We start from the raw sequence: 7378 nt of genomic DNA, 5'->3' as shown, positions 1-7378 counted from the left end.
ATGGACTCGCCCTCGCTCGTTACAGAACGGTGGATAGTTTTACTCTCCACCGCTGGCCCATGAGGCCTTATTTAGCGCGGGGGCGAGTCCATGTAATTACGAACTGCGTCGAGCATGTGCAGCAGCGTGCGTGAAGATGTTGAGCATCGTAGTTTCGTTTCTTGGATGCACAGCATGTCTTTGTCATCAAGTTTTGTGCGTAGAACGCTCGTGACAATTCTGCGCGAAGCTTGTGAAAGTCTGCACATTTTGGTTTCTCTTCGCTTCTCCATCGCAACACCGCTCGTTATGCTCGGCCACGGATGAAGCAGCGCACTTCATCGTCCCACCGCTTCAACAGCTCCACTTAAAGCATTCCCACGAACGTCATTCACGTGAACGTCGGCGTTGCCGACGGCGGAGTCGTGTACGCGAATGACAGCTTTTTCCCACGAAGTGAGGTGTCTGATGGCAACAAAATCGATGGATCTCTGCCAGCGTCGGAGTTGGCAGTCCTTGCGTAATCTGTGCATACCGTTCGGCGTATTCATGCTGGGTGTCGGCAGCGTTCCGGTTGCAACGGCTAGCACGGTCAGTGCCCAGGTGACCGTGAATACGAGCAAGGTGCTCAGCCCCGTTTCGTTGTTGGCGCTCGGCGCCAATACTGCGGTATGGGATGGGCATTTGCTGGATGCAGGCGTTGCAGGCCTGCTGCGCGCTGATGGCGTGCGAGTCATGCGCTATCCCGGCGGCTCCACTGCCGACAACTTCCACTGGCAGAGCAACACGCTTGACGATAGCGGCAGCAATGCGGGATCTGCGGCGTTCGATCAGTTCATGCAGATGGCGCAACAAGTGGGCGCGTCGCCGATCATCACCGTGAACTATGGTTCCGGCAGTGCTGCAGAGGCAGCGGCATGGGTGAAGTACGCGAATATCACCAAGCACTACAAGATTGGTTATTGGGAAATCGGTAACGAGCTGTACGGTAATGGCACCTATGGCTCAAGTTGGGAACGGGATCTGCATGCTCAGAAAGGTCCCTCGGCTTATGCCAGCAATGCGTTGCAGTACATCCAGGCCATGAAAGCGGTCGATCCCACCATCCAGGTAGGTCTGGTGCTCACTGCGCCCGGCAACTGGCCTGATGGGCAGACTAGCGGTAGCTCGCCCCAGCCATGGAACGACACCGTGCTGCAGACGGCCTGCTCAAGTGCGGACTTCGTGAGCGTCCATTGGTATCCGCAGGGGCCATGGGGTGAATCCGATGCAGGCCTGCTGGCTGCACCGCGCGACGGCGAAAGCAGCTCCGTCGCCAGCACGCCCAGCATTCCTTCGATGGTTTCCACGCTACGTTCCAAGCTCAAGCAGTACTGCGGCGCGCATGCCAGCAGCGTGCGGATCATGACCACCGAATCCAACTCGGTTTCGTACAACCCCGGCAAGCAGACCACTGGCCTGGTCAATGCGCTCTATCTTGCCGAGGACTACATGACTTGGCTGGCGAACGGCGTGACCAATGTCGACTGGTGGACCACCCATAACAGCGAAGCGACTGGCAACAACAACGGCGCAAACCTGTATGGCACGAACAACTACGGCGACTATGGCCTGCTCTCTAATGGCGGTGGCAACGAGCCGTCAGTCAATACGCCATTCCCTGCGTACTATGGCTTGCAGATCGTCAGCAAGGTGGTTGGGCCGCACGACCACATCGTGGCTGCATCATCCAACCAGGGCCTCGTCCAGGTATATGCAGTCAAGAAGTTGAATGGCTCGGTGGCGGTGCTGCTGGTCAATACCGATCCAAGCACCACGTACAACGTTTCCATCGCCGGTGTGCCCAGCGGGTTTACGACTGCAAGCATCTACACCTACGGTGAGGGCAGTACTGCGGTTGGGGTTGCGCATGCGAGTGTGAGCAATGCCACCACCCAGGCCGTTGCGCCTTATTCGTTGACCGCGGTGGTGTTCCATTGATGGATTAGACGGCTGCTTGCAAGCCGTGCCCCTCTTCCTCTGGGAGAGGGGCTTTACCGCTTTACTGCATCCGCTCCCAAACCTGGCTGCGGCCCAGCAGCGAAATGCCGATGTAGCCGTGCACATCCAGCTTGTTTCCACCCTCGGTCAAGCTCAGCTTCACGCTGTAGACCTTGCCGTTCTTCGGATCGAGGATTTTGCCGCCGTCCCACACATCGTCGTCCTTTTTGACGCCCCACATGATCACCATGCCTTCGATCGGCTGGTCCTTGCGATCACCGTCGCACTTCTTGCAGATCGGATGCGGGCCGTCGTCGGAAAGCAGCACTTGCATCACCTTGCCTTCGAGCTTTCCGTTGTTGTCGGTGATTTGGATGATGGACTTGGGCTTGCCAGTCACGTCATCGACCTGCCGCCATGTACCCACAGGCGTGTCGTTGGCGGCCCAGGCAACGGCCGAACCCAGCAACAGGCAGGCGGCGATAGCAAATTGCGACAAGCGTTTCATGACTAGGAGCTCCCTACGTTGGCGTATGGGCGAGCCTGCCGAGCAGCGCCCGAGTGGGTCAAGCTGCATTGCGCCATGAGCCTCATCGGTCGCTCCTGGGCCAAGGCGTACTGGCATAATTAACATTCTCGACAGACGCCCCATCCCCATGACGCAGGTAAACGAAGCCTTGGTACGCCGCATTCTCGGCGACCTCATCGATCCACACACCGGTGCCCCACTGGGCGAGTCGATCCGCGCCGTTGGCGCAGATGGCGCCCGGGTTTCGGTGGATATCCAGCTTGGCTATCCGGCAGCGGGCGCCAGCGATTCGCTCACCACGCAAGCCAAGCGGGCGCTGGAGGGTGATGCGGCGATCGAAGCGGCGGTGGTCTCGATCTCCAGCCGCATCCATGCGCACAAGGTGCAGGGCACGCTGGCGCCGCTGGCGAACGTGAAGAACATCATCGCAGTGGCGTCCGGGAAAGGCGGCGTGGGCAAATCCACGGTCTCCGTGAATTTGGCGCTGGCGCTGGCGACAGAAGGCGCGAAGGTGGGCATTCTAGATGCCGATATCTACGGCCCGAGCCAGCCGCGCATGCTTGGTATCCACGGCCGGCCCGAATCGCCCGACGGCAAGACCATCATCCCGATGACCGCACATGGTCTGCAGGCAATGTCGATCGGTTTTCTGGTCGATGAAGAAACGCCGATGATCTGGCGTGGCCCGATGGTCACCCAGGCGATGATGCAACTGCTCAGCGATACGCGCTGGGACATGCTCGATTACTTGATCATCGACCTGCCGCCGGGTACGGGCGACATCCAGCTCACGTTGTCGCAGAAAGTGCCGGTGGCTGGCGCGGTGATCGTCACCACCCCGCAGGACATTGCGTTGCTCGACGCGCGCAAGGCGCTGAAGATGTTCGAGAAGGTCGAGGTGCCGGTGCTCGGCATCGTCGAAAACATGGCCACGCATGTGTGCACAAACTGCGGTCATGAGGAGCACATCTTTGGTGCCGGCGGCGGCGAACGCATGGCCGAGCAGTATCAGGTGCCGTATCTGGGTTCGCTGCCGCTGGATATCCGCATCCGCGAACAGGCCGATGGTGGCAATCCCACCGTGGCGGCGATGCCCGATTCGGATCTCGCTGCGCGTTATCGCGAGATTGCGCGCAACACCGCCGGCCGACTTGCGCGCCAGCCGCGAAACAAGTCGCTGGGCCTGGGCAAGATCGTCGTGCAGGGCCAGCCGGCGGCATGATCGCCGTAAGGCGTGTGTTGTGCTTGTCGGGAAGTCTGCGGCGCGTTTCATCGAATACCGCTGCGTTGCTCGCTGCACGCGAGCTTGCGCCGCCGGAGTTGTCGCTCACGCCGTACTCGGGCCTTGGTGCGTTACCGCTGTTCAATCCGGACGATGAAAACGACGATCTGTCGACGAGCGTACGGGAGTTGCGCGAGGCGGTAGGGCGGAGCGATGCGTTGCTGATCGCCTGCCCGGAATACGCGCACGGTGTGCCCGGTGCATTCAAGAATCTGCTGGACTGGCTAGTCGGTAGCTTGGAATTTCCAGGCAAGCCGGTGTTGCTGATTAATGCTTCGGCGCGCGGTTCGCATCATGCGCAGGATGCGTTGTGTGAGATCTTGCGGACGATGTCGGCGCGATTGATCGCACCTGAGCCCATGCCAGTCCTGTTGCCAGGGGCGGGCTGCACGGTGGCGGATATTCTTGCCAGCCCCGAACGTTGCTTGGAACTAACGATGGCATTGAGTTGCCTGAAGGCAACCACTGGCGCGTAGCTCTGGGTTCCCTCTCCCCCTCCGGGGAGAGGGTTAGGGTGAGGGGTCAAGGCTGGCCGCGTACTTTATAAAAGCGGCGCTTCGATCTACCGGTCTCGCAAGATTTGCCCCTCACCCCGGCCCTCTCCCCAGAGGGGAGAGGGAGATCAAGCGCGCTGGCGCAACAACCCATCAACCATGTATTTTTGCCGCTTTGCGCCCGGACCAGCCGGGCGCGGCTGGAAGCACCGGAGTTCGAGTGAGTATCAAATCCGACAAGTGGATCCGCCGCATGGTGGAACAGCACGGCATGATCGAGCCGTACGAGCCAGGGCAGGTCAAGCTGCGCGATGGCAACAAACTGGTGTCGTACGGCACATCCAGCTACGGCTACGACGTGCGCTGCGCGCGTGAATTCAAGATCTTCACCAACATCAACTCCACCATCGTCGATCCGAAAGCCTTCGACCCGACCAGCTTCGTGGATGTGCAAGCGGACGTGTGCATCATCCCGCCCAATTCCTTCGCGCTGGCACGCACGGTGGAATATTTCCGCATTCCGCGTCAGGTACTTACGGTGTGCCTCGGTAAAAGCACTTACGCGCGCTGCGGCATTATCGTGAACGTGACGCCGCTGGAGCCCGAATGGGAAGGCCATGTGACGCTGGAGTTCTCCAACACCACGCCGCTGCCGGCCAAGATCTATGCCAATGAAGGCGTGGCGCAGATGCTGTTTTTCGAGTCTGACGAAGAGTGCGAAACCAGCTACAAGGACCGCGGCGGCAAGTACCAGGGGCAGCAGGGCGTGACCTTGCCGCGGACCTGAACGCGCTACGTATCCCCCTCATCCAACCGTTCCCGGCGGCGCTACACTCAGCTGGCTTCGCTGATATTCGCAGGAGATTTCGCATGATCCGTCTTTCCACACTGTCGGCCCGCGGCGCCGCTGTTCTTATGCTCGGCAGCCTGCTGGTGCTTGGCGGCTGCCATCGTGGCGCGTCCAGGGACACGGTGGAGACCACTCAGACACAGAACCAGTTCGACATGACCATGAAGGCTTACAAGAATGGTCAGTTCCTGATTGATGGTGCCGTGGTTTCCGCGCTCGATGCTGGCAGCCACTTCTCCTATCTGAAGGACGCGGGCAGGTTGCCCAAGACGGTGCTGCTGCTGCCCAGCGATGATTCCAAGATCCGCAAGCAGCACTTGCAGTACATGGCGCGACTGCAGTTGGACTACGGTTTCGTTGCCTACTACGACGACGGTGGCAAGCTGGCGCGCATCAACCCGGTGGAAACCAAGGCGCGCGCGCTGGAGGATTACCACGCACCGGTCACTGCACCGACCAGCGACACCAGCAAGGATGCCAGCGGTAAGGCGTATGGTGACCAAGGTGGCGGCAGCGATGCTGGCGGTCACTGAGCCCCGAACCGGTTCTGATACGTAACAAAGACAGAGCGCCCGTCGATGACGGGCGCTCTCTTTTTTGCATCAACACATCAGCAAGTGGTGCCGCCAGGGCCGCCGAAATAGAAGTAAACACCCCAGTAATTCGACGGCGGGGTGTAACCGCCCCAATATGGCCCGGCGATGGTGTAGCAGCTAGGCGAGGGCTCTTCCGCGGTAAGCGAGAGCCAGTACGCCGCGCCGCCTGGCGCCCAATACCAAAGCTCGCGCTGATAGGCCGCATAACTCCAGCCGGCGCTGGCGAAATAGCCACTGCCTTCCGGCGGCCATGAGGTCGATCCCACCGATTCGCTACCGAATTCGAGTAGCTGCGCGGATGTGCTCATAGGCCCGCTGCCATAGAGTGATGCAGGGTAATAACCTACCCACGTGACGTTGCCGGGCGAACCAAGGCCCAGCCACCAATTGCCTTGATACAGGTAATACTGCGCAAGGAATTCGTACTGAGCGCCGCCGACTACGCTGTAGTTGGAGAACGGGCCACCGAAATACCAATTGCCGTTGGTCTGCACGAACGCCGAGCAGTCCAGGTTGTAGCAACCTGTGTTTTGGTAACCATCGGCAGTCCAATAGATGAATAAGCGCGAGCGCTCATCGCCGTACTTACCAGGGTAGTTTTGCCAGCCTACCTCGGCCGTCTGCGTCGTGCCGTTGGTACCCACCGTCCACGATTGCGCCAAAGAGAAGATCTGGCCGGCGGCGGTGTTCACATACGGTGACCACAGATTGATGGTGTCAGTCTGGCCGATATTGGTAACGGACTGCAGGGTGTAAGAGTATTTGTGTGAATACACCTGTGGCGGAATGATCTTGTTGTTCGGCAGATGTTCCGCACTATCCGGTGTTTTCTGAAAGTAAGCCTGCAGATTCGGGAAGCGCGACAGCTCTTCCAGCGTAACGCGGCGCATCGGAATGGTGCCATCAGCGCAGACGCGTGAATGGCCAAGTGCGTCGACTCGATCGTTCTCTGCCAATTGCGAGCTTATCTGGGTTGCCTGGTTATGCGCGCCACCACTGGAAAATGCCTGCGGCAGTGAGGCCGAAACAGGTGGTGGTGTAGCGATGTGCGCAAGCCCTTGCCTGCGAACACTTGGCTGCTCTTGCATGGGGATGCAGTCGAAGTTGTCGTTCCCCAGCAGGAAGCTCTGCGAAACATGTGCATCCTTATACAGATTGAGGATGTACTGCTGCATTTCGACAAACGATGCAGAATCTTTTACTACGCTGGATTTCTGCGCCACAAACGTGGCTGCGTTTGCCGTCTTGATACCGTTCAAGAATTGCTGGAACGGAACGAATGACGTCTGGCTGGTCTGTGCGGCGAAGCTTGAACCTCCAAGTAATGCCGCGCACAGTGCGGCGAGTACGAACGACAGCCGTGTCGCTTTTACAGGTGATAGGTGACGATGGGTGCGCTTCACGATGATTCCCTCCATAGTGGACGTGATCGGAGTACAGCCTCCGAATGCTTCAATCAGGAAGCAGTTGACGTTGCGCTAACGATGATGGAAAGCGTCAGTTGGATGCGAGCTTTCCCGTATTCCCCTACATGCTTCGCGCGAGCGGAGTCGGCGAAGCGGCGCGACTTTAGCGCTGCGTTTGTAAGGTACTGTGAATATTGCGGTGCCGGGTTGTAAGGCGACTATGTCCCGGTTTTATTGGAACGTGGCAACTCATTCGTGCCAA

7 protein-coding genes are annotated in these 7378 nt (G+C 59.2%); 5 read left to right on the top strand and 2 right to left on the bottom strand.

Annotated elements, in window-relative coordinates:
- Positions 1 to 447 precede the first annotated feature (447 nt).
- On the top strand, positions 448 to 1959 hold the full coding sequence (locus QQJ86_RS15325) for a hypothetical protein (RefSeq protein ID WP_284321845.1): 1512 nt from the start codon (positions 448 to 450) through the stop codon (positions 1957 to 1959).
- Positions 1960 to 2020: 61 nt separating this feature from the next.
- Here QQJ86_RS15325 and QQJ86_RS15320 read toward each other — a convergent pair whose 3' ends face one another.
- A complete protein-coding gene (locus QQJ86_RS15320; protein ID WP_284321844.1) occupies positions 2021 to 2467 on the bottom strand; it encodes a DUF2147 domain-containing protein in 447 nt (148 codons plus the stop codon).
- A 148-nt stretch (positions 2468 to 2615) separates the two neighbouring features.
- On the opposite strand from QQJ86_RS15320, the gene apbC reads away from it, so the two are divergent.
- The 4 genes from apbC (at position 2616) to QQJ86_RS15300 (ending at position 5647) form a co-directional block, all read left to right on the top strand.
- Positions 2616 to 3710 carry an iron-sulfur cluster carrier protein ApbC gene (apbC, locus tag QQJ86_RS15315; RefSeq protein ID WP_284321843.1) on the top strand — a complete coding sequence of 365 codons (1095 nt, stop codon included), beginning with the start codon at positions 2616 to 2618 and terminating at the stop codon, positions 3708 to 3710.
- Positions 3707 to 4246, top strand: a complete 540-nt coding sequence (locus QQJ86_RS15310; protein ID WP_284321842.1) for an NADPH-dependent FMN reductase — start codon at positions 3707 to 3709, stop codon at positions 4244 to 4246. Before apbC ends, QQJ86_RS15310 begins: the two co-directional genes overlap by 4 nt.
- A gap of 238 nt (positions 4247 to 4484) precedes the next feature.
- Complete coding sequence (gene dcd / locus QQJ86_RS15305) at positions 4485 to 5051, top strand: dCTP deaminase (RefSeq protein ID WP_284321841.1); 567 nt, start codon at positions 4485 to 4487, stop codon at positions 5049 to 5051.
- Positions 5052 to 5134: 83 nt separating this feature from the next.
- Positions 5135 to 5647, top strand: coding sequence for a hypothetical protein (locus QQJ86_RS15300; RefSeq protein ID WP_284321840.1), 513 nt, complete (start codon positions 5135 to 5137; stop codon positions 5645 to 5647).
- A gap of 77 nt (positions 5648 to 5724) precedes the next feature.
- On the opposite strand, the gene QQJ86_RS15295 is transcribed toward QQJ86_RS15300, so the two are convergent.
- On the bottom strand, positions 5725 to 7113 hold the full coding sequence (locus tag QQJ86_RS15295; RefSeq protein WP_284321839.1) for a neprosin family prolyl endopeptidase: 1389 nt from the start codon (positions 7111 to 7113) through the stop codon (positions 5725 to 5727).
- Positions 7114 to 7378: the final 265 nt, after the last annotated feature.

The sequence above is a fragment of the Dyella acidisoli genome, assembly GCF_030160295.1.
Taxonomy (GTDB): domain Bacteria; phylum Pseudomonadota; class Gammaproteobacteria; order Xanthomonadales; family Rhodanobacteraceae; genus Dyella_B; species Dyella_B acidisoli.
The sequence above is the reverse complement of the archived record's forward strand: the minus strand, read 5'-3'. Positions and strand labels throughout refer to the sequence as shown.

What these genes read in the sequence shown, in the direction of transcription:
- QQJ86_RS15325 (WP_284321845.1), top strand. Translation starts at nt 448, where the DNA reads ATGGCAACAAAATCGATGGATCTCTGCCAGCGTCGGAGTTGGCAGTCC.
- QQJ86_RS15320 (WP_284321844.1), bottom strand. Translation starts at nt 2,467, where the DNA reads ATGAAACGCTTGTCGCAATTTGCTATCGCCGCCTGCCTGTTGCTGGGT.
- apbC (WP_284321843.1), top strand. Translation starts at nt 2,616, where the DNA reads ATGACGCAGGTAAACGAAGCCTTGGTACGCCGCATTCTCGGCGACCTC.
- QQJ86_RS15310 (WP_284321842.1), top strand. Translation starts at nt 3,707, where the DNA reads ATGATCGCCGTAAGGCGTGTGTTGTGCTTGTCGGGAAGTCTGCGGCGC.
- QQJ86_RS15300 (WP_284321840.1), top strand. Translation starts at nt 5,135, where the DNA reads ATGATCCGTCTTTCCACACTGTCGGCCCGCGGCGCCGCTGTTCTTATG.